This is a genomic window from Salicibibacter cibarius (assembly GCF_016495725.1).
GTDB lineage: Bacteria > Bacillota > Bacilli > Bacillales > Marinococcaceae > Salicibibacter > Salicibibacter cibarius.
Window position 1 is genome coordinate 435,775 of record NZ_CP054705.1, and the last position, 20,375, is coordinate 456,149.

19 protein-coding genes and 2 tRNA genes are annotated in these 20,375 nt (G+C 45.8%); 15 read left to right on the plus strand and 6 right to left on the minus strand.

What is annotated here, in order from left to right; genetic code table 11:
* Positions 1 to 21 precede the first annotated feature (21 nt).
* From HUG15_RS02340 to HUG15_RS02405, 14 genes are all read left to right on the plus strand, one after another.
* Entirely contained in the window at positions 22 to 1,896 is a 1,875-nt protein-coding gene (locus tag HUG15_RS02340) for a pLS20_p028 family conjugation system transmembrane protein (RefSeq protein ID WP_200126727.1), read from the plus strand.
* A gap of 66 nt (positions 1,897 to 1,962) precedes the next feature.
* Positions 1,963 to 2,271, plus strand: coding sequence for a DUF5592 family protein (locus HUG15_RS02345; RefSeq protein ID WP_142090538.1), 309 nt, complete (start codon positions 1,963 to 1,965; stop codon positions 2,269 to 2,271).
* Complete coding sequence (locus HUG15_RS02350; protein ID WP_142090539.1) at positions 2,268 to 2,903, plus strand: hypothetical protein; 636 nt, start codon at positions 2,268 to 2,270, stop codon at positions 2,901 to 2,903. Before HUG15_RS02345 ends, HUG15_RS02350 begins: the two co-directional genes overlap by 4 nt.
* Before the next feature lie 20 nt (positions 2,904 to 2,923).
* Complete coding sequence (locus HUG15_RS02355; RefSeq protein ID WP_142091616.1) at positions 2,924 to 4,852, plus strand: VirB4 family type IV secretion system protein; 1,929 nt, start codon at positions 2,924 to 2,926, stop codon at positions 4,850 to 4,852.
* A 1-nt stretch (position 4,853) separates the two neighbouring features.
* Positions 4,854 to 5,948, plus strand: a complete 1,095-nt coding sequence (locus HUG15_RS23300) for a C40 family peptidase (RefSeq protein WP_281393588.1) — start codon at positions 4,854 to 4,856, stop codon at positions 5,946 to 5,948.
* A 237-nt stretch (positions 5,949 to 6,185) separates the two neighbouring features.
* Positions 6,186 to 6,794, plus strand: coding sequence for a hypothetical protein (locus HUG15_RS02365; RefSeq protein ID WP_142090540.1), 609 nt, complete (start codon positions 6,186 to 6,188; stop codon positions 6,792 to 6,794).
* Complete coding sequence (locus HUG15_RS02370; protein ID WP_142090541.1) at positions 6,791 to 7,642, plus strand: hypothetical protein; 852 nt, start codon at positions 6,791 to 6,793, stop codon at positions 7,640 to 7,642. The genes HUG15_RS02365 and HUG15_RS02370 overlap by 4 nt, the downstream gene beginning before the upstream one ends.
* Positions 7,643 to 7,945: 303 nt before the next feature.
* Positions 7,946 to 8,200, plus strand: coding sequence for a hypothetical protein (locus HUG15_RS02375; RefSeq protein WP_142090542.1), 255 nt, complete (start codon positions 7,946 to 7,948; stop codon positions 8,198 to 8,200).
* The gene (gene mobP2, locus HUG15_RS02380; RefSeq protein WP_142090543.1) at positions 8,197 to 9,375 is read left to right on the plus strand and encodes a MobP2 family relaxase; all 1,179 of its coding nucleotides are present in this window, start codon (positions 8,197 to 8,199) and stop codon (positions 9,373 to 9,375) included. The genes HUG15_RS02375 and mobP2 overlap by 4 nt, the downstream gene beginning before the upstream one ends.
* A gap of 9 nt (positions 9,376 to 9,384) precedes the next feature.
* Positions 9,385 to 9,825 carry a hypothetical protein gene (locus HUG15_RS02385; RefSeq protein WP_200126729.1) on the plus strand — a complete coding sequence of 147 codons (441 nt, stop codon included), beginning with the start codon at positions 9,385 to 9,387 and terminating at the stop codon, positions 9,823 to 9,825.
* Between the two features lie 267 nt (positions 9,826 to 10,092).
* A complete protein-coding gene (locus tag HUG15_RS02390; protein ID WP_142090545.1) occupies positions 10,093 to 10,380 on the plus strand; it encodes a hypothetical protein in 288 nt (95 codons plus the stop codon).
* On the plus strand, positions 10,358 to 12,190 hold the full coding sequence (locus tag HUG15_RS02395) for an ImmA/IrrE family metallo-endopeptidase (protein WP_142090546.1): 1,833 nt from the start codon (positions 10,358 to 10,360) through the stop codon (positions 12,188 to 12,190). The genes HUG15_RS02390 and HUG15_RS02395 overlap by 23 nt, the downstream gene beginning before the upstream one ends.
* A gap of 77 nt (positions 12,191 to 12,267) precedes the next feature.
* Positions 12,268 to 13,248: a toprim domain-containing protein gene (locus tag HUG15_RS02400; RefSeq protein ID WP_142090547.1), complete on the plus strand. Its 981-nt coding sequence runs from the start codon at positions 12,268 to 12,270 to the stop codon at positions 13,246 to 13,248.
* A gap of 65 nt (positions 13,249 to 13,313) precedes the next feature.
* Positions 13,314 to 13,997 (plus strand): restriction endonuclease, encoded by a 684-nt coding sequence (locus HUG15_RS02405; protein ID WP_142090548.1) that lies wholly within the window; start codon positions 13,314 to 13,316, stop codon positions 13,995 to 13,997.
* Positions 13,998 to 14,636: 639 nt separating this feature from the next.
* Here HUG15_RS02405 and HUG15_RS02410 read toward each other — a convergent pair.
* Together HUG15_RS02410 and HUG15_RS02415 are read right to left on the minus strand one after the other, a co-directional pair.
* Positions 14,637 to 14,712 (minus strand) — tRNA-Thr (locus HUG15_RS02410).
* Between the two features lies 1 nt (position 14,713).
* A tRNA-Asn gene (locus tag HUG15_RS02415) sits at positions 14,714 to 14,788 on the minus strand.
* A 286-nt stretch (positions 14,789 to 15,074) separates the two neighbouring features.
* Between HUG15_RS02415 and HUG15_RS02420 the strand changes: the two genes are divergently transcribed.
* Positions 15,075 to 16,640, plus strand: coding sequence for a LuxR C-terminal-related transcriptional regulator (locus HUG15_RS02420; RefSeq protein ID WP_200126732.1), 1,566 nt, complete (start codon positions 15,075 to 15,077; stop codon positions 16,638 to 16,640).
* Between the two features lie 39 nt (positions 16,641 to 16,679).
* Here HUG15_RS02420 and HUG15_RS02425 read toward each other — a convergent pair whose 3' ends face one another.
* The 4 genes from HUG15_RS02425 to HUG15_RS02440 all read right to left on the minus strand — a co-directional run bounded on the left by HUG15_RS02425 (position 16,680) and on the right by HUG15_RS02440 (position 20,304).
* Positions 16,680 to 17,123 carry a hotdog family protein gene (locus tag HUG15_RS02425; protein ID WP_200126734.1) on the minus strand — a complete coding sequence of 148 codons (444 nt, stop codon included), beginning with the start codon at positions 17,121 to 17,123 and terminating at the stop codon, positions 16,680 to 16,682.
* A complete protein-coding gene (locus HUG15_RS02430) occupies positions 17,123 to 17,509 on the minus strand; it encodes an FAS1-like dehydratase domain-containing protein (protein ID WP_246516462.1) in 387 nt (128 codons plus the stop codon). Before HUG15_RS02430 ends, HUG15_RS02425 begins: the two co-directional genes overlap by 1 nt.
* Positions 17,506 to 17,718: a hypothetical protein gene (locus HUG15_RS02435; RefSeq protein WP_200126736.1), complete on the minus strand. Its 213-nt coding sequence runs from the start codon at positions 17,716 to 17,718 to the stop codon at positions 17,506 to 17,508. The genes HUG15_RS02430 and HUG15_RS02435 overlap by 4 nt, the downstream gene beginning before the upstream one ends.
* Positions 17,719 to 18,177: 459 nt before the next feature.
* Positions 18,178 to 20,304, minus strand: a complete 2,127-nt coding sequence (locus tag HUG15_RS02440; protein ID WP_200126738.1) for a sigma 54-interacting transcriptional regulator — start codon at positions 20,302 to 20,304, stop codon at positions 18,178 to 18,180.
* Positions 20,305 to 20,375 lie beyond the last annotated feature (71 nt).

The window sequence follows — 20,375 nt, forward strand, 5'->3', positions numbered from 1 at the left end:
CAGCAGGAGAGGAGGGGGACGGTGGAGGAACAAGAACTACTGGACACCTTACGCCAATTTGAAGATGAACTTAATACAGGCAACATCATAAGCTACCTTGTCCGATTCATCGGCTGGTGGCTTCTTTTAGGTTTTCGGGCGATTGTGAGAGGGATGGAAGGCGTCATTGATGGGGTTCTTGTGCTCTTGGACTTTTTTCAGACCGAACCGGTGCTTGCATTTCTCGAAACGATTCAACCCATTTTGTATATCCTGCTTGCCCTTGCGCTTGGCCTGATTGCCTATCAGTTGATGTTTCAACGCGGCCAGCAACGCTCACAAATCCCAATCAACATTTTCATTTCAGTCATGACAGTGACCCTTCTCACGTGGGGGATGGATCAGGCCAGCAGTTTCACCGATGATGCGGTGGAAGTCGCCTCCGTCGGGGACGATGCGTTTGACATGGCCGATCAAATTGTCCATGACCATATCACCGATATCGCCATTTACGACGAAACCGGCTGGCAAAGCCCGAATGTAGAAACGCGGCACCATGTTGACCCGGAAAACATCGATCAAATAGATGTTAACGAGGAGATCACGGAGGACTTTGAAAGAGCCGATGGAGAAGAACTTTCCCAAACAGGTCAAGAAGTATTATCAAACAAAATCGGCATTGAATCGAATGGCGACGAAGGGTTGGTCGATATTGGCGATGACGGCTGGTTCGACTTTTTCCCGGAGAACTATTACCGTTGGGACGTAAATTGGGGAACGGCTTTGATTACGCTCGGCGTGATGGCCGTCACCATGATTCTCGTCTCCATAAAAATAGCCAAACTATGCTTTGAACTCGCCTTTAACAAAGTCGTTGCGCTGATCATGGCCTATGCGGATATTAGCACCGGGCAACGCTTGAAAGAAATCCTCAAAAACATCGGCAGCATTTTCGTTTCCATCATTATGGTGTTTTTGAGTTTACGCATGTATATGTACTACACGGAGTATATCGCAACCGAAATGAGTGGGTTTGGTTATCTCATTGCGATGATCGCCGGCAGCCTTGCGGTCATTGACGGGCCAAACATCGTGCAAAAACTCTTTGGCATTGATGCCGGGTTACGGAATGCTTGGACGGTCGCTGCCGGTTCCTACTTTGCCGGTAAAGCCGCCAAACCTGCGGTTAAAGGCGCCGCGAACATGGCCAGTAAGGGCGTGAAGGGTGCTACGACGGGTGGCGTGAGTACGGCGGCAGCCACCGCCGGTGGCATTAACGGTTTAGCCGGTGGCAACAAAGGAACGCCAAACAATGGTGCCGCAGGAAACCAAGGATCACCGACGCAAGCCGGATCAACACCCGGCCAATCCGGTGGCGGTCAGAAACCCGGTGGAGGCGGCGGCCAGCAGGGCGCACCATCACAACAACGCCGACCGGCACAAGGCACACCGGGGGCAGGATCACCGACAAACGCCCAAGCCTCCGGTGGGGAAGGCGAAGGCTCCACCGCGAACGCCAACGCCGGTGCCTATCAAGATACGCAGCAGCAACCGCAACCAACAGGCGCCAAGGGGAACCGGCCAGCACCAGCGCCGACCCATGGCGGTAAAACGCCATCGCTCCAAGCCGAGATGCGTGAAGACGCCCGAAAAGGCGGCGGTGGCAATCAGCGACCGGCCACACTGAACCAACAAATGCAAGCTGATCAAAACGGCCATGAACCGCCCACAACGAGGGATATTCCCATGCCGAACCGGTCGGCTGCCGGGGAAACGCGAACCGTTGGGCAATACATGCGTGACGGGGCTTCACGTCGGTTTAACAAAAATCCTTATGTGCAAACGAGCAAACGAAGTTATCAGCTTGGCAAAAACACCACATCGAACTGGAAGCAGAAAAGGAAAAATAAACATTAAAGCAATAAGCGCAGGTTTCATCTTTTCTTGAAACCTGTGCTTTTTGTTTTAGAAAGGGGCTGTGGGATGCACTACAAAATTCCGACTGAAATTACGGCAGAGTTAAAACTAAACAAATGGTTTTATTTGATCGATTTACTTGTCTTGATCGGCATGCTCGTGATGGGCTTTATCCTTCACGCGCTCATTCATCCGTCACTGACCATTCCCTTTGTGATCTTTATGGTCGCTCTATACGGCTTTTGGTTGTACCGCCCGAAAACGAATCCGCATATGCGCATGATACAGGCGGTATGGATGATGATCAGCCGCGACCGTTCCACTTATCACGCGCATGATCCGCACGAAGTAGCGACGAAGGAGGAAGATGCATGATGTATGAAGACATGGTAGGGCAAGACGCCCTCTTTGATGAGCATAAAAAACCAAAACGACGGCTGCGCCTTGGCGAGCGCTCGCAACCGAAGGAAAAACGAGAACGAGCGCCGGATCGCATTGCCGACATTATCCCGATTCGAGACATGACCGACGACGGCGCGATTGAACTCCAAGACGGCCAAGGGTATATGGATGTCTTTCAACTCACCACAAAGGATGTGTATGCCCAGAGTGAGGCCGAAGCCGAGATGGACATTTTGGCACTCACGCAATATTTACGCGCGTATGAGGCAGATATTAAGATCGTCTCGCTCAATTTCCCGGTGAACATGACGCCGCAACTGGCGCATATCCAGCAAAAAATCGATGCCAATAACTCCCCACTGATCGAACGCTTTTTGCAAAAGAAAAAGGTGGAACTGGAATTTTTGGAAAAACATCGCACGAATCGTGAATTTTACCTTTATGTGTATGGCGATTCGATGAAAGATTTATCAGAGCGCTGCCAATTTACGCGCCGAAAACTGCAACGGGTCTTGCCGATCGCTGACTTAGAAAACACGAAGAAATTGGATGTGACCTATAAACTCAACAATCAAAACTCAAAACTGGATCATCAGAGGGGGTAACAACGATGAGTCTTTTACAGATGCTTTCGCCATGGAAACGCAAAGACGACACCGATGCCACGGAGACGGAACGCAAAGGGTATAACCCGTACTTGCTCGCCAATATTCAACCGCAAGGCGGCATCAGCTTTAAGGAAAGTTTTATACGCAAAGGGGACGGTTACGAAACGTGTGTGCACGTGTATAGCTATCCGAAAAATACCAAGGATTTTTGGTTGGAATCCATCGTGAATATGGAAAACGTCATCACGACCATTGATGTTACCTCGGAAGATCGCCATAAGGTGCGCGAAGGCTTAAATAAAGGGATCGATGAACAAAGTTCCCGCATGATGACGGAAAAAGAAAGCGTGAGTATCTTAGAGGCTCATAAAAACTTGGATGATCTTCAAGACTTGTATGCCTCCGTCTACGAAGAAGGCGAAGTGATCAAACGGGTGCATCTTCGCCATTACGTCAATGCGCGAACGAAAGAAGAACTGGAAGACAAAGTGAACGACGTCTTAACGGCGCTTGAAGGGGAAAATTTCAGAGGCGCTGTTTTTCTCAATGAGCAAGATATGGAGTGGAAGGCGCTCCATGAACCATATACGGCACAAGCGAAACGCCGCAACCGTCGAAAAGGGAAGGGGCTGCCAGCGTTATCTTTAGCCGGTGGCTTTCCGTTTCATTTCACCCAACTCCATGATCCCACGGGCACCTTTTACGGCACAACGATGACCGGCGGAAACGTTGTGTTTGATCTGTTTCACCGTGATAAGGATCGAAAATCGTATAGCTCTGTGGTGATCGGGGCGATGGGGGCAGGGAAGTCCACGCTCTTGAAAAAAATCATGCTCGATAATGCCATTAAAGGGCATAAAATTCGTGCCTTTGATGTCGTTGGTGAGTTTTTACCCCTCACCGAGGCGGTCGGCGGCAAACAAATTGCCTTGGACGGCACGGATGGCATCATTAATCCCTTGCAAGTATACCGGACGGCCAAAGACGATTTCACATCGTTTACGCAGCACTTATCAAAACTGACGACGTTCTACCGGTTTCTAGCCCCGGAAGCCTCCGATAATGAACTGAAAGAATATGAAAATATGCTTCGGAAATTGTATATCTCTTTAGAGTTATGGAACGATGAAGGGGATACCAACCTTACGGGGCAACCGGTGGAAGCCTACCCAATTTTCTCGGATTTTTTGGCCTTTATTCGTGAGGAACTTTACGCCGATGTAGCCACAAGCAAGCAGCGCGACAACCTCAGTCCGGAGCGCAAACGCCGGCTGGAAACGATTGAGTTGAACATCCAAAACCTTGTTGAAACGTACGCCCATTTGTTTAATGGGGTATCCAGCGTTGCCGATTTTCAAGACGAACACGTCGTTATCTTTCAGTTACGGGGCTTAAGTCAGATGCGCATCGAAATCTTTCAAGCGCAGTTGTTTAACGTGTTGAACTTGTTGTGGGATGCGATGCTGACCAACGGCGCGCCACAATTTGAAGCCTATAACCGAGGGGAATTGAAGAAAGAAGATGCCGAGAAATTTCTCATCCTCATGGATGAGGCGCACCATATCATTAATACGAAAAAAGGCAGTGGCCATGCTTTAGAGTTTCTCACAAAATTTGTACGGGAAGCCCGCAAGTATTTTGCTGGGTTCACGTATGCGTCGCACACGATCCGGGATTTTGTGCCGGAAGGCTCTGATCAAACCTTGGTCGAGGAAATTAAAACGCTCTTTGAACTCACGCAGTACAAGTGGATCATGCAGCAAGACAGCAATAACTTAGACATGTTGCAAACCATTTTTGCCGGGCAGTTATCCGAAAGTGAGGTTACGCAAATCCCATATTTACAAACCGGGGACGTGGTTTTAAACATTCAAGCCGTTAAAAACCTACGCTTTTCCGTGGAAGCCTCAGACGAGGAATTGGCGTTGTTCGGGGGAGGGGCTTAACATGTCCGTTTCTTCGCTCATCGCCTTTCTTATTTTCCTTTTTTCCTTAATTCCGAAGAAATGGAAAGGGCTTGTGGTGTTAGGCTTGCTTGTGGCTGTGAGTGGCTTGATCGGCATGGTGTTTGTGGCCATTCTTTCGCTCGCTGGCCAATATGACCAACAACAAGCAGATGATGTTGAATCGGTTGGGAATGTGGCCGAAGATGAAGTACCCTCGGAATACATTCCCATCTATGAAGAAGCCGGCGAGGCATATGATGTACCAGCGCCCCTACTGGCGGCGATTCATCGCGTGGAAACGGTGTTTTCAACGATGGACGATGAGGCGGGGTTGGTCAGTTACGCGGGAGCAGAAGGTCACATGCAATTTATGCCTTGTACTTGGGTCGGATGGGATCACCCGTCATGTTCTGGTTTAGGCGCCGGGGACATTCCCGAGGATGAACTTACGGATTTAGATGCGATCGACGAATATGGCGGTTTTGCCGTGGATGGCAGTGGCAACGGGGAGGCTGATCCTTACGACATCGAGGATGCCGTTCATTCAGCCGCGAACTATTTAGCTGCAAATGGGGCAGCCGATGGGAACGTGGAAGAAGCCGTATTTGCGTATAACGGCGCGGATTGGTACGTGGATGATGTGATGGGATATATGGATACGTATACGGACGGTGACGGTGGTGTTGAAGCCGTTGCCGGGGACATTCCGGATGTTGTCGAGGTTGGTGAACAATGGATCGGCAACTCCGAGTATGACTTTGGCGGTGGACGAAATGAAGTGGAACAGGCGGCCGGTATTTTCGATTGTTCCTCGTTTGTCCATTGGGCGTTTGAAGAAATGGGGGTGCAACTTGGCTCCCTTGGATCAGTGACGACGGATACGCTTTATGAAGAAGGGCAGTCGGTTGATCCGGACGACATGCAGCCCGGGGACATGGTGTTTTTCAACACGTACAAATACAACGGCCATGTCGGTATCTACGCCGGTGATGGGCAATTCATCGGGGCGCAGTCCAGTACCGGTGTTGCCTATGAATCTTTGGAATATGGTTATTGGGGTCAAACCTTTAACGGCAATGTGCAGCGTATCGGCTAGAGACAAAACGTTTGAAAGGCGTCATGCCATGATCAAAAGCAAAGGGTTATGGGTGTTTGTCTATGGCTTTCCATTTATGGTTTTCTAGGTCGGGGTGTGGCTATCATCCCCGACCATGATAACCGTTGCATTGATTGGGATGGGCATCACCATTTTGATGTATGCACTGACCACGATCATGATTTATGCCGTCGATTTTTTAAACGTTCTACGAAAAGATGGAAGGAGGTTTCATTTATGAAATCAAAGACGCGGATCACGTTATTTACGATCGCGCTGGTCGCGATTATCGCCGTCACCGGCATAAATGTTTACAGTGTGATGGCCGGTGACGATGAAGAAGCAACTGTATCCATTAATCAGATGCAGGAGGTCATCGATGCGAATGAGCAATTAGAAAGTGAAGTCTCGCGCCTTGAAAACGAACAAGAGATGGAGGAACCGGCGGCGATGCAAGAACGTCAAGAGGCGTTACAAGCAACCGCCGAAACCTTTGTCCAAACGGTTTATACCGAAGAAGCAGAATCGTATGACGACCGCAAAGATGAAGCCGAACCCATCATGCAAGATGATCTGCATGACTTTTTATTCCCGGAAGATGATCAAGACGAAACGAAGCATCGAGCGATTCCGGAAGATATTCAATTTTTTGTAGAGTCAGGTGAACTGAACCAACCGGAAGCCACTATCATGGCTCGTTTTACGCAAACGTATAGCGCCGGCAGTGAGGATGATACGACGGCAACCTTTATAGAATTAGATGCCGAGCAACAAGACGATGGCACGTGGATCATTCAAGATTTTAGAGATGCGGTCGAAAGCATGGAAGGAGATGAGGGCGTATGATGCGGAAACGTTTCGCCCTAAGCACGAAACGAACGGTTCCCTTGCTTGTGATCACGCTTGCCTTTGTCGTGACAGGGGCGTTTCTCATGCTTTCCCGGACAATATTTGGTGCACCACCGGGCGACATTCAACACACGGACATCGGAGAAACGATCCCGATGCAAGGGAACGGTGAAGTCGTGATTGAAGATTGGGCGTATAATCCTCATGAGCAGCATATGATCGCAACCCTCCATATTGATCGATCAGCCGTTGATCGGAATACGGAGATGACCTTCGCCGCCCAAGATCGTTCAAATGCCCGTGATGAATTACCAGTAACCATGCTCTATGAAGATCGGGATTATGTTGTGATTCATATTGATGCCGTCCCACCATCCTTTGATGTGATTGGGATGGATATTCAAGAGCAAGAAACCGATGATGGGATTGAACCAGAAGAATCAACGAACGACAACACACCGGCTGACTTAGCACGCATCTATGCGGATCACCGAATGGTTGACGTTGATGAATCGTTGACAGCCGAAGATGAAACCACCTATGACCAACACGTGCTGAGTTTGGAGTATGACCGATTAAACGATGACCAAGAGGATCATCAGCAGGTGATCGAAAATATGGATGAACGTATTGATCAACTGGAACAAGAATTGGTCGATATTGAAGCAGATATTTTGTACAGCACCGACGATGAAGAAGTGGAACTGGAAAGTGAACACAGTCAAATCGAGTCAGAAATCGATGGGCTGGAGACAGACATGGCGCAAGAACAAGAAGCCCTTGAAGTGGTTCAGGATGAACAAGACATGATCGAAGAACAAATGGACATTGCGATCGATGAGTGATCAAAAAACCATGCAACAACCTTACACCATCGGTTGCAACAACCTTACACCACCAAGCTAAAAAGCAACAGACGTTCGATAAAACCATGCAACAACCTTACACCAATTACGATTTTCTTGATATCGTTGTTTCCCCCGGCTCTGCCGGGGATATCACCCTATGTGATATCAGAAACCCCTTATGCTCTTTCTCTCTACCCCTCTCTTACACGATCCAATCACCAATCGTTACAAGTGGGGCGAAGATGATGATCATTTGCTGAATGAAAAATCAGAAGGAAAAAATCAAAAGGAGGATGCAAAATGGATATTGTGATCCGAAATGTTGAACCAAGAGCGATTCAAAAAGTGGAAGAACTGGCGAAAGAACAAGGTCTATCACGCGAACAATTTTTACGAGAACGAATCATACAGATGGCGCAATTCTATATGGAGGATCAACGGGTACAACGTTTGGAAGATTTAGTAGCCAGCAATCTGCAAGTGATGGAACGATGTGCTGACAGCATGCAAACGATGAATGACCTCATTGGTGACGAACCGGAGCTAACACCATGAGCACGTCAACCGTCACACCGGGCGTGGTATTGAAAACAAAATTTATTACATCCAATGCCAAAGCCTTTGATCAGTACGTCAATTATGTTGATCGGGAAGAAGCCAAAGGGGATAAGCAACTGCCTTCGCAAATGTTTTCGCTATACAATCATTACATGGATGATCCGGAAAAGACATCGGCGCTTTTTACGGAAACATCCGATCACCTTCATAACGATGATAAAGAGGATTTAAAACATGCCTTTCAACATGCGCAAGAAAATAAGAGTCTCATGTGGCAAGATGTGATCACCTTTGATAATCAGTGGTTAGAAAAACAAGGGATCTATGATCGGAAAACCGGCTCGTTAGATGACAAAGCATTGAAGGCTGTCACCCGTTCATCAATGCAAACGATGCTCAAAAAAGAAGGGATGGAACAAAGCGCCGTTTGGTCGGCGGCCATTCACCGAAACACGGATAACTTACACATTCATGTGGCTACCGTTGAACCCGAACCGACGAGAGAGCGTGGCAAACGAAAACCCAAAACCTTAGATGCGATGAAAGGGGCAGTGGTCAACGGCTTACAAGATCGAAGTCATGAACGTGAGCAAATTAATCAAATCATTCGAGGGAAGATGGTCGATGGCAAGAAAGAACAAAGCACACTGAAATGGCGCAATCGTGAAATGAAACCACTCTTTAAAGATATTTATGAACGGCTGCCGGAGAAAAAACGGCATTGGAATTATGGTTACAACACCCTAAATCCGATCCGTCCAATGATCGATCAACTAACCACAAAGTATTTGGAGAAACATCATCCGAATGATCTCAAAAACTTGCATCAACGTTTGGATCGTGAAGTGGATGAAATGAAAGCAGCCTATGGCGATGGAACAAAAGAAAGCAAACGGTATGAAAACTATAAAACGAATAAGATCGATGATCTTTACAAACGGATGGGCAACGCCTTTTTGAAAGAAATGAAGTCGTTTGACGATCAATTGCACCCAAAATCAAAGGCAGAAGGAAAAGAAGATCGTCATGCGTTGCGTCATGGTCGGTCATCAGGGATCGCGATGCAGCAATCATTAAACCGTATGAACCGATCGATGAAACAGACCTATCAAGAGTATATGAATGACATGGATCATGAGCGACTAGAACGAGACATTGAACGCGAAAGGTAGGGAGCAATGATGAGTGAACGTGAACGCATGAGTCTCCGTGTGCTTCCGGAAGTGATGGATTATATCGATGCTTACCGTGATCAGCATGATATTACCTATCACGGGCAAGCATTGGAAAAAATCATCCAAGAGCATGAAGCGTGGAAAATTGAAGATCGATCCAATCGAGCCATTATGGATATAGCCGCCGAGCAATTCCATCAAGTGTTTGCATCAGAATTAAAGAAACTTCAATTGGGGGTGAATAATAGTGATAGAAACACGCAAATCCTTATGGAACTCATGAATGGCATGCTTATGAATGAAAACCATCTCATCACAACATCCAATATGGAAAGCAAGCCGGTAAGCATCGCCAAAGAAGAAGTCAGAGAACGCATCGTCCATCAACGGCAGAAAAAGATCGATTGGGAAGAAAGTCAAAAGGCGAAACAAACAGAAAATCATTAAATGGAAAGGAGAGTAAACCGCTGATAAAATCATTTTTTAAAAAGTTTAAACCCAAAAAGCAATCGAAAAATTATCGTATCATTGATCGTGAATATAGTGGCGTTATGATAGAGGAACCGAAAAAACGTCGGTTTTTAAAGGTTATCAAAGACCAAGGATGATTGCTGTTGGTACAAAAGGAAGCGCCCTATCATTAATCAGTCGAGCTTCTAATGGCGACAAAGAGGCACAAGAAAAGATTAAATCCATGCAGAAGGAGGAATGATCATGTTTTTTTTAGATGATCGCTACGAAGTGGGTGTGTTTGAAAGTTTAGGCGATCATGATGTTGAAATCTTGGTCGGCAACACCCGTTATACGATTGAACTCGATCCGGCAGATAAAGCTGCCCTTGAACAGCACTTGATCAATCAAGAAAATTTGTTGATTCCGTTTGATACGCAAACGAAAAAAATGGTGTTGGACGTTGGCCAAAATTATCATGAAGTAGACATGGAAGAACTGATTGATGCCGCCGATCGGAGGTGGGACGATGGCGAGAACGAGACCCCGTAAATCACCGGAAGCGATCAAACAAGAAGTTGAGGAACTAACCAATGGCATGGAAGAAAAGGTGGCCACCCATTTTCATTCCAAGGATCAAATGAAGGAATACTTGCGGTTTATGGGACAATTTCATAACTACTCCCGGAATAATGTCCAGCTCATGCAATTGCAATTTCCGGGTGCAGAAGCCGTTGGTTCATATAAGTTTTGGAAGGATAAAGGTTTCCCCGTTCAAAAAGGAGAGAAAGGCTTCAAAATTTTGGTTCCGCAACGGCTCGGTGATCAATTTCAAAACGAGGAAGGCACATGGAAGCCCGTCAAATATGCGACTAAAAATGAAAATTCACACATTGAAGATGGCCATCTCCCCAAACGAGATGGTCGTCTTGTGTTTTCAACGGGAAGCGTCTTTGATATTAGCCAGACGTCGGCCACACGGGATGATTTGCCGGCTTTATTCCCAAATAAATGGATGGAAGGGAAGGTGGAGGATTACGGCCAACTTCGTCAAGGCATGGAAGCCATCGCCAAGGAAAATGGCATTGCCATTGTCGAACCGAAACAAGAGTTAGGCGCAGCCAAAGGCGTTAGCTATACCTTAACAAAGGAGGTGGCATTAAATCCGCGCAACGATGAACGGCAGGATGTCAAAACCTTGGTGCATGAGTTGGCGCATGCGAAATTGCACACGGCAGAAACGCACCATCAATATTCGCAGCCGGAAAAAGAGTTTCAAGCAGAGATGACGGCTTATACGGTAGCCTCTCATTTTGGCGTGGACACTTCCGATTATTCGCTGGATTACCTTACATCTTGGACGAAAAACCGCACCTTTGACGATCATCAGCAATTGCTCAAAGAAGTGCAAGACACATCACACCAGTTTATCACCACGATGGAACGAACGTTAGACAAACCACCGGAAAAAGATCAGCCTCGGGACAAAGAGGAAACGAAGGGAGACGATTCAATGATTCATCAAACGAAACGGCAAACGAATGAGCGAGAACAATTTGAAAAAGCCCCAATAACGGCACAATATCAAAACAATCGATCGATGCATCCGGAGGAACGAGAAAAGCCAATGCCAGCACATCAAGAAAGCCCGTTGCGAGCTTACCGCAACGAAATGACTGCCCATGAACGCAATGCAAGCCCAAAAGATGATAAAACAACGGAGCATCAAGCGTTTAAAGACCTTTATAAGCGTGAAGTCATGGGCGTGATTGAGCCAGAACAATTTGAAAAAGCCCCGATAACGGCACAATATCAAAACAATCGACCGATGCATCCGGAGGAACGAGAAAATCCAACGGCAACACGTCAAGAAAGCCCGTTGTTGAAAGCCTACCGAAACGAAGTGACTGCCCATGACCGCAATGCAAGCCCGTTTGAAAAAGAAGATAAAAATGCCGATCATCAATCATTTAAAGACCTCTACAAGCGCGAAATCATGAATATGATTGAGCCGGGCGTCGGCAAACAATTAGACCGGGAGGAATCCGGCGACCGACAAGAACGAGTGAAGCGCATGCAAGCCTTTGAGAAGGAACATGATCCGCATACGGTGTATCAACTGAAAAAAGAGTCGTTGCAAGAAATAAAAGAACTTCCTCTCTCTGAACAAGGACAGAAACGCCTCAATTCGCTTGAAAAACAGTTAGATGAAGAATACGGCAAGGATCAGGAAAAAACATCTACGAAAGGCGCTGAACGTTCCAATGAGCGCGAACGTCGCGAACAAAATGAACCGGTGGCTACCTCATCGATCAGCACGGGAACGCAAACGAATATCAAAGGGCCAGAACCGGATGTGTGATGGGTCAGAACCATAGGGATGATGAAATCCCTGTGGTTTTTTCATTTTATTTAAAAAATGAAAGGAGGGAGTACGGCATGGTTAACCGTGTCCGTACGGAACAAGTGGAACGTGCCAAGCGCGTCGATCTCATGGACTACTTGGAATCCAAAGGGGAAACGTTTAAAAAGGAAGGGAATTACTACCGGCACACCGAACATGACAGTTTGATCATCCGTGATCAAATGTATGCATGGAACTCACGCGGGGAAAAAGGCGCTGGCGTGATCAATTTTGCGCAAATGTATTATGGCATGTCTTTTCCCGAAGCCGTGGAGGACATTACAAACGGTTCTTACAAGGAAAAAGAACGGCCGCCATCAGCCAAAATACCGTCCGAACCCTACCGATATCCTAGCCACTATGAGGTGAGCGATACGACGCGCATGCATCAGTATTTAACCCAGGATCGCAAAATTCACCCTAAAGTCGTGAATTGGTTGGAGCGCAGGGATTATATGGCGCAAGACAAACGGGGAAATGTCGTTTATAAGTGGAAACAGCAGGGCGAAGTTGTGGGGGCGGATCGGCAAGGCACCCAACCAATGTCTCGCACCGGCGACTGGTTTAAAGGCATTGACAAAAACAGCCCAGGGAACGCTGGTTTCTCTTTTGATATTGGAAAGCCGGAAACGCTCTATGTGTTTGAAAGCGCCGTCGATGCGTTGTCTTATTGGAGTGAAAAGAAGGGGGATATACAAAATGCACGTATGCTTTCAATGTCTGGTTTGAAACGACACACTGTTAGCGCAGAAATGAACCGGATGAATAGGGAAGGATACCCACCGAAACAAGTGGTCATTGCCGTGGACAATGATCCGTCTGGTCGTGATTTCGCCTATGGCCTAAAAGATGTGTTGCAAAACTATGTAAATCAAGACGGGGAACGGGTTGGGAACGTTGATTTGCCAAAGGAAAAGGATTGGAATGAACAATTAAAAAAGAATGTGGCCGTCGAACAGCCGCGAGCGAAAGAATCCCAACCCTCTCCAGTCAAGGATACGGAACCGGAACGATAATGGAAACCTTTACGCACGGGTTTCGGCCCGTGTATTTTTGTTGGACGCTGAAAGGAGTTTGAAGCATGATAGACGAGGGTACGGTTGTCAGCATTTTTCTTGTGGTACTTTTTCTTTTCACCTGCCCATTGATTATTGTTGGTTTTGTTTGGGTGATGAGAAAATGGATGAAGCATCGTCGGGAAAAACAAGCGTTCCAACGAGTCATTCAAAGTGGCATTCGTTCGATCGACCAAATGGATGGCCACCAATTTGAATATTTTTTAGTGCAACTGCTTAAAGCATTAGGCTATCGATCCGTGAAAGGAACGAAACGTTCCAATGATTTTGGGGCTGATTTGGTGATGGAAAAGGAAAAAAAGAAGATAGTTGTGCAGGCGAAGCGATACGGGTATAAGCAAAGGGTGGGAATCCAGGCTATTCAGCAAGTATTTGCGGCAATTCCTTTTTACCAAGCTCAGGAGGCCTGGGTGGTCACAAACAGCTTTTATACGGCTTCGGCCTGTAAACTCGCCCAGGCTTGTGGTGTTCATCTGTTAGATCGTTGGCGCCTGCAGCAATTTATCGTGAATGTGAACCCGGAAATGACGGCTCAAAAGGTGTATGAAAATGTAGAGCCAGCGCGACGCAATTGCCCCTTGTGTGGCTCACCTTTAGTGGTGCGAAGTCATCAGGAGAATACGAGACGATTTTTTGGATGTTCTTCATTTCCGAATTGTCGGCATACGGAACCATTAAATGCTTCCTGATTTTCTCCTATGGGGGAGGCGAGTCCTTCAAAGTATGGTATACTAGAGAAACAATAAACAACTGTCCAGGGGTGGACGTTCACCTTGTCAACCTTCGTGCCAATTGGCGCCCTTTTTCTTGAGGGGGAAGGGAGGTGAACAGTCATGGTGATCACTTATGAAACGGCCATGTTATGTGTGGCCGTAGCCACGTTGGTGGTCTTGATGATGAAACATGACGATCAAAAAAAGAAGTAACCACCCCTGGTGTCCAATCCAAATGGGTGGCTACTTCATCTAATCATTAGGTGAACAAATCCCTTGGTAGGAGTTGTTCTATTGGGAGGCCGTTGGTGCAATCACACCACGGTCTTTTTAAATATATGCCTTTTCTAACCTTAGTATACAATAACATCTTGCTGTTGGCAAATAAAATGTGGAACCGATTAAACGATATGATTTCTGGCCATCTATTTCGTTCGAACATTCGCAAACAATAAAGATTGCGGCTACTGTCATGTTTAAGTTTATGGGAGATTAAAATGCTAAAAATGCACTTTAGTTAAGTAAAGGTGCCAAATTTGTGCCAAAAGACCTCATCCGTAATTGAAAAGCGACTTCCAACAAACGCCAAAACCCGCATCATGTAAGTATTTGTACTGGAGCTTCCTGCCGGACTCGAACCGGCGACCTCATCCTTACCATGGATGCGCTCTACCTACTGAGCTAAGGAAGCGTGGCTCCGCAGGCCGGATTCGAACCAGCGACCTACCGGTTAACAGCCGGTTGCTCTACCACTGAGCTACTGCGGAATATGTATTATATTAACGGTCACGGATAGTATAATATCACATTGTTCTGTTTGTAGCAAGTGACATCAACAACCGTTCTGCCCTATTCTACTATTTCCGGAGATGGCTCTGCCTATACATTTTCTTGCCCTTGCTATCACTTAAAATGACACGGATTTCAACTTTGGAATCATTTATAATTTTATAACTGCGCTTTTCCTGTTATAATAATAAAAATAGTCTCTTCTTTATAATTAATGATAGTTTACATAATGAATGAATATTCAATCACTGAGGAGGGATCGATATGCAGGTTTATAAGCGGATCGATGAGTTAACATCTGAAGGTATTGCGATCCTCCAAATGAACGAAAGTTCCATTGCCAAGGAATGGGAGAAATTACTGCACCGCCACATTATTAAAGAAGGACAAGTGATGCAATGGGACGAAGAAACGTTGAAATCACACCTGGAAACGATGATAAAATGCCTGAAATCTCAATTACTTTTAGGTGAAAAAAAGAATATTGAAGATGACATCGATGGAAAAATGATTTTAAATCAAGTAATAAGGACATGGCGAACACAGGGCGTTCACATTGATAAACATGAAATTACTTTTATCTGTCATTTATTGGAGAACGCAACTCATAAAGCCATACATACACCGGACGGTTCCGGGATCACATTCCGAAATCATCAGGCGGTCCATCATTTTTTCACAGTGCTGAGCCAATATTTAACGCCCTACCGTTTAGATGCAATAAATTTGAAATCGTACGTAAATTATTTGTTTTCACTTCCTGAGTTTTCTGTTCAGTTTATCGTGTGTGCTCGTAAGGAAGATTCCATTTTTCATGTAAAAGATGTATTGGAAAAACATGGGGATGCAATGGATCCGGGGTGGCTAAACATGTTGCAAAGCATCCGGACGGAATCAATCGAACTCTTGAAAAAAGCCGTGTTGCGTTTGATGGGGAGCGAGGATGAAGCGACTGGAAAACATGCATTTATTACACAAGAAATTGGAAATGAGCTGCTTTTGTTTTATGTTCCCCAAAAGAATATTTCGCGCACAAAATCGTTTTTAAAGCTGGCTTTTCATATGTATGGAGACATTCGTGAGGCCGCTTCCAATGCTGAAAATCAAATAAATTGGAATTCAATGGTAGCCCTTTTTTATGAATGGGTGATGCGGGGGCGGCGATTGGAAGATGCTTTTGAGCACATTGCCTCCGGGTACGTGCGTTACTTGCCGTTTGAACGTTGCGCGCTTTTTTTATATTTGCCGAAGGAAAAAAAGGGCGTTGGCATGACGGGGTATAATTTGAACGTCGAGGATATTAAAAATATCACCGAGCATTTCTCGGGAGCCTCTGTCGTTAGGGAATTCTTGGAAAAGATGCGAACTTATCGCCCTATTTTTATCGATGATGCGTCTGACGCTCTTCCAGAGTACTATATTAACAAATTTAAACTGAATTCTTTGGTTGTGTCTCCCATTTATTCATTGTCGAAAAAAGAATTCATAGGAGCTGTCTTTTTGGATCAAGGAGAAGGACAGGAGTTTTCGGTTAACGATGAACTGATGAATGTGTTGGTGAAAATGGGTCATCATGTCGGGGAGATGTTGATGCAATATCAAGACTCCCAGTACGATAATTTGCAAAAAACGATTTCATCCCGCCTTTCGCCACGGGAAATTGAGGTGATGAACCTCGTCAAAAACGGGAGATCTATCAGTGAAATTTCCTATGCTTTGCATCTCAGCCAATACACTATAAGAGATTATATTTCCAGTTCCATAAAAAAAGTGAATGGAAGAAACCGGACGCACGCTGTAGCCATCGCTATTCAACAAGGGTTTATATAAAGATGAAACCGGAAGGGGTGCTATCACACCCCTTCGGTTTTAATGGTTCTCCTCTGTGTGACTTGGCAAGGTAACGACCATCGTTCCGGGCCCCACGGAAATCCCTTCCGAATTTTCCGACCACATTTCCAGTTCGAGAAAATGATCGTTTCCTTCCTGCCACTTGTTCTTTACCTGTCCTTTTGTGGAAACTGTGTCTCCAACAGTGTTGAAGCGTTTCATCCGAAATCCTTTCAAATTTCTGATTGTTCCCGCGAGGCCAATGTATGCGCGGGCGGTTTTCTCCCACATGCCTTGCAGGAAAATATTATTCGCGTACATTTCCGGTGCTCCGGTTTCGCGGGCATACTCCGAGTTATGGTGAATGGAATTGAAATCACGATTTGCGCCGGCTTCCATAACGAGCCTGTAAGCCGTAAGCGGAAAATCGACAGCGGGGATTTCGTCACCTTCGGAAACATCTTCCCAATAGCGAGGTTTCATTAATTTGCCTCCATTCTCGTTGTATGCGGATTGTACTTATAGGTTCCGATGCGCATCTTTGCTACTTCTTCGCCATGTTGGTTGCAAATGGTTGATTCCCAAACCAAAAATGCCCCGCGCCCTACTTTTGTTTCTTTAGGAGCACACGAAAGCAATACGTTTCCGTTGTTGCAGAGCCAATCTCCCACTTTAACCGGTTGTAGATAATCGAATTCGATATCAGTGGCAAAAAATCCCGTCGTTTGCGGCTCCAAATCTGTTTGCACCCCTCCCACAGGATTGCGGGCAGGTTGTGCATTTCGATCGGAACTGGTAAATATCTTTTCCCCCGGGTACCAGTGAGCGGCGATCGTCCATGTTAACAAGCTACTATATGGAGCAATCACATCCGAGTAACCATATTGGTCGGCGACAGTCTTGTCATAATGAAGGGGCAGTCAAATTCCAAAGGTTCAAGAAATCGGCGAATCGCCCCTTTTTCCACCGGATCTGCCCCCCATGTTTTTTCTCCGTCACTAAAATCTAGCCCAACCGCGTCCATCATAGGCCGCCAATCTTTCTTCCAATCCTCCATATTCGCTCTCCTTTCTTCCAATGCCTCACCTCTTATTTATGCAACGTTTATGCCAAATCGTGCCCTAACGAAATCTGAACTCATTTATTTGGTCGGCAAAGTAATCCCTCAGATGGAGGTCGAGCTGCTCCGAGAGGAACAAGATAAGCAAAGTAATCCCTCGGACGGAGGTCGATCTGCTCCGAGAGGAACAAGATAAGCAAAGTAATCCCTCAGATGGGGATCGAGTTGCTCTGAGAGGAACAAGATAAGCAAAGTAATCCCTCAAACGGGGATCGAGCAGTTCTGAAAGGAACAAGAGACACAAAGTAATTTGTGTTACGGGTCCAACGCACCTCCGTAAGTGAGAAAGCGCGGACCCGAGGTGCGATGAAAACTACATCAAAATGCGAAGTTGGCGCCCTAACGCGGGGGCGCGGGTTGCGTTAGGGCACAATATTTTCCTAACTTCTTATAGAGCAGCAGTCGCGTTGAACGAGATCAAAGAAAAAACTCCAATTTTTCTTTGATCTCGTATTTTTTCAACTTTTGGTATAAGGTTGAGCGGCTGATTCCAAGTTTTTTGGCGGCGATTGTGCGGTTCCCGCCCGCCTGTTTCAGTGCATCCAGAATGGTCACTTTATCAGTTTCTTCCATACGTTTTTTTCGGTTTGTTTTTACGGATCCATGTTCGTTTGCTTCATTTATGCCTGAATGCTCTGTTGAGCTCGGATCTTTGGCGTCGATAAGAATGTGACTAGCCTCGATGCGATTCGTTTGCGCGTACAAAAAGGCTCTTTCCATCACATTTTCCATTTGGCGGACATTTCCCGGCCAATGATAATTCCGGAGTTTTTCTACTGCTTCGGAACTTATGTCGTTAATGCTCGGTTTATCAAGTTTGGTTTGCATTTTTTTCATAAAATGGTTTGTCAATAGCGGAATGTCATCCAGGCGGTCGCGGAGGGGTGGAATCTCCAATTGAATGACGTTTATCCGATAGTAAAGGTCTTCCCTGAAGACTCCTTCTTGAACAAGTTTTCCTATATTTTTGTTGGACGCAGCGAGGATACGGACGTCCATTTTTCGAGTCTGGGTATCCCCGATTCTTTCGATTTCTTTTTCTTGGACGGCTCTTAATAATTTGGCTTGCATGGGCAAGGACATATCGCCAATTTCGTCCAGGAACAACGTTCCTTTATCCGCTTGCTCAAATTTTCCCGGGCGCCCGCCTTTTTTTGCGCCTGTAAAAGCTCCGTCCGCGTATCCGAATAGTTCCGATTCAATTAAATTTTCCGGGACAGCTGCGCAATTAATTTTAATGAATGCTCCTTTCCGGTTGGACACAAGATGAATGCCATTTGCAAGCAATTCTTTCCCGGTGCCACTTTCACCGTTAATCAATAGGTTGGATAGGGAAGGGGCAACCGCCGTTGCATCTGCTTTCAGTTGCTCTATTTTTCCATTATTTGAAATGAGCGGCGTGAATGGATCGTTATTTTTATTTAATTCACCTCGATAGTAAGAAATTTCTCTCTCCAGTTTGTCTATTTGGTTAAATAGATCTTTCCATAAGTGTAAATGCTGGTAAATAATTTTATAGATAGAACCGATGGTTTTATCGTTTTGTACAATTGGTGTTTGGCTTACGATTGCTTTATATTGGTTAATTTGAATAATTTCCGCTTCTAATATATCTTTTTTATTCTTGTTTTGCTGCTGTTGGATTTCGGGAGCTATGTTTTGTAGGGGCTGATGTTCGATTTGAGAAAAAGAAGCGATGCCGTATAGTTCCATGAAACCGTGGTTAGCTTTCGTGATGTTGCCGTCTTGATCGGTAATGATGACCCCGTCGTAAGCCACTGCCAATGCGCTATCCAGGACTTTTTCAATTCGTTTTGTTGATTCCAATTCATTTGCCACTTTTTCGAGTTCGGTGATATCTTTTAACACAGCCATGGCTCCGTTAATCTTCCCCCATTCTTGGATGGGGATAATCGAGGCAATGACAATGGTTGAATGTAGGCTGATTTTTTTAACTTCCGTTCGTTTGCTATGCAAGACAGCGTTCGATAAATCGTCATATAACGTGGGAAACCAGTTGCCCGAGGGTTTTCCTAATATTTCGGTGTCTTCCAGTTGGAAAAGTTTTTGGGCAGAAGCGTTAATGGCGGTGATATTTAGCTCTGTATCCACGGAAATGACGGATTCCTGTAAATTATCGACAAGCGATTGCAGCCGGGTCATTAAATGATTTGTGCCGGCAACTAATCCGTAGATTAAATCTGATGTGGCCAAAACGCCGACAACATTCTTGTTGTTATTAAGCACAACCGCATGCCCAACACCTTTTTCCAAAAGGATATCTCTCGCCCGGTAAACGCTTATATTTTCCTGCAGGGAAATGACGTTTGTTTTGATTGCCGGCTGTATCGTTACATCCATCGAGGTGCTTTTTAATAAAAGACGGTATAGCGAATACTTCGTCACAATTCCGAGAAGATGTTCATGCTCCATGACACAGCCGATATCCTGGCGGTTTTGTAAAAATAATTCCATTGTTTCACGCGCAGTCGTGTCCGGTTGAAGTTTCACGAACGTCGTCGCTGAAAGTTCTCCAACGTGCATCGAGGTCACCTCCCTACAATTAACTAAATGTTAATTCAATTAAGAGAACAAGTCAACACAGTTGTATGAAT